The organism is Streptomyces sp. adm13(2018) (assembly GCF_008042145.1).
GTDB lineage: Bacteria > Actinomycetota > Actinomycetes > Streptomycetales > Streptomycetaceae > Streptomyces.
In genome coordinates this window covers 1-2,445 of record NZ_RDBH01000269.1, presented here as the reverse complement: position 1 = coordinate 2,445, position 2,445 = coordinate 1, and the positions used below count along the sequence as shown (strand labels likewise).

The 2,445-nt window shown below is 77.5% G+C and carries 1 protein-coding gene; it reads right to left on the bottom strand.

All coding sequences use genetic code 11. From position 1 onward, the window contains the following. Positions 1-2,445: polyketide synthase dehydratase domain-containing protein (locus tag EAO70_RS36460; RefSeq protein WP_187284203.1), on the bottom strand; the 2,445-nt coding region annotated here is incomplete at both ends.

Genomic DNA, 2,445 nt, shown 5'->3' with positions numbered 1-2,445 from the left:
CCCTCGGCCCCCCGGCCGCCGGAACCTCTGGTGCCACAGGGGCTGTCGGGAGAGGCTGGGCCGTCGGTGCCTGGGGTGCCGCCGGGGCGGCCTCGGCAGCCGCGGCCGGCGGGGCGCCCGGGGTCGAGGGGCTCGGGAGCCGGTCGACGAGTTCCGGTGCCTCCTCCGTGAGGAAGTCCGCGAACTGCCGGGGCGTCGCGTACTCGAAGAAGACCGTCGGGTAAAGGGACAGGTCGTGCTCCTGGGAGATCCGCTCGCTCAGCGCCACCAGGCCGACGGAGTCGAAACCGGCCGAGAGGAACTCGGTGTCGGCGTGCTCCTCGGACGTGCCCGTCAGTGCCAGGAACCAGGCCAGCGCCCGCGCGGACGGCGTGCCGAAGGCGGCGGGTGCCGGCTCGGCGGCGGGAGCGCCCTGGGCAGGCGCGTGGGCGACGGGAGCGGGCTCGACCGGCAGCGGTGCGGCGACGGCGGGTGCGGGTGCGTCAACCGGGGGCGCAGCGGCCGCGGCCGGGACGGCGGACGTCTGCGGGGCGGCGGACGCGGCCGGTGCAGCCGACGTGCCCGGGACGGTCCCGGCCGCGGTGTCCTCGCGGAACGCCAGCGCCGGGACGCGCTTGGACGCCATGTCGCCGAAGACGAGCAGGGGCGTGCCCGACTCGTCGGTGACGGTCTGGGTGACCCGGCACGCCTCGTCGTTCCAGAAGGCGATCTCGGTCCGGACGTACGCGGCCTCGTCGAGCGGGCCCAGGACGTCGAGCCGGCCCACCGACAGCGGGATGAACGCGGAGGCGTCCGCGGTGCCGAAGACCGGGTTGGCCGGGTCGATGGCCGCGACGGTGACGCTGTCCAGGAGGCCCGGGAAGAGCTGGACGTCGATCGGGTTCAGCTCGCGCTGGCGAGGCCCCTCGATGCGGGCGAGGGTGCCGCCGTCCGGCAGGCTCGCCACCCAGGAGATGTTCCGGTAGTAGCGCCCGTGGTGGTAGCCGATGCGCCGCAGCCAGCGGTACAGGCCGGAGCCCGCGTGGACGGCGGACCCGGCGCAGTCGGCCAGCAGGTCGCCGACCGGGAGGCGGGGTGCCGGTTCGGCGCGGGTGGCGAGGCGCCCGGTGACGAAGACGTCGCCGGTCTCGCCGTCCTCGACGCGGAACCGTCCGTCCCCGTCGACGCGGCCGACCACGCGGCGGGCTCCCGCGGGGATGAGGGGGCGGTGGAAGAGGACGTCCAGCGCGCCGTGGAACGGTTCGCCGCGCAGGGCCGCTCCCTCGCGGAGGAAGTCGAACCAGGCCACGCCGGGGAGCATCAGGGTCCGGTAGACGGAGTGCTGTGCGATGGGCGCCTCGCCCGGGCTGAAGACCCGGGCGTACGTGTAGCCGGCGGGCCCGCCGTCGTCCACCAGCTCGGCGGGCGAGCCGGGTTCGGCGGACCGGAGCGGCTCGGCGAGGTTCAGGGCGCGGCCGCGCGGCTGGGCGAACGGGAGCAGGCGCTTGCTCCACGCGGCGCCGGCGGCCTTCTGGAACGTGGCCCAGTCGATGTCGCGGCCGGCCTCGAACAGGTCGGCGGCGACGGCCGCCAGGACGGCCGCGGCGGTCCGCTCGTCGTGGACCCCGGCGAGTCGGGCGCCGACGTCACGGCCGGCGGTGTCCGGACGGCCGGCGTCGCGGGCGGGGTCGCCGGCGCGCCGCAGGACGTCACCGAGCGCCTGTTCCAGCGGCACCCTCCCCCGTGCGAAGGCGGCGACGGCGTCCCAGCCCGGCGGGAGGTCGACGGCGTCGTCGGGCAGCCCGAGGTCGCGCAGCGCGATCGCGAGGGCGACTCCGGAGAGGATGCGGAGCAGTTCGCCGGAGAACGCGGCGAGCGGGGTGCCGGTGGCCGTCTCGAAGCGGCGTACGACGTCGTGGACGGCAGGGGTCGAGCGGTCGAGGGCGGTGAGCCACGCGGGCGGCGCCGCGGCGGCCTCGGGGCGTACGGAGACGGTCGCGCGGTTCGTGCCGGCGGGCGCCGCGGCTCCGGGAACGCCGGTGGCGCCGGGGCCTCCGGTGCCACCGGGGGTGAGGAGGCGGGCGCGCAGGGCGGCCGTCAGCGCGTCGGCGTCCTCGCCGACGACGGCCAGTCGCTCGGCGCGGTGCGGCCGGGCGAGCCGGGCGGTGGCGCACACGTCGGCCAGTTCCTCGGGGCGGCCCCGGAGGGTCGGGAGGAACTCCACCCATTGGGCGCACAGTTCGCGCAGGCCGTAGGCGGTGTCGGCGGAGAGCGTCAGGACGTGGGCGGACTGCCGGGCCCCCGCGGGTGCCGTCCCGGTGCCGCGGGCCGGGGCGGGGACCGCCTCGGCCACCACGTGCGCGTTGGTGCCGCCGAAGCCGAAGCCGCTCACGGCGGCGCGCCGGACGGGCGCGTCGGGCCAGGGCCGGGGGGCCTCGGGCAGGTGGAAGGGGCTGTCGTCCAGGT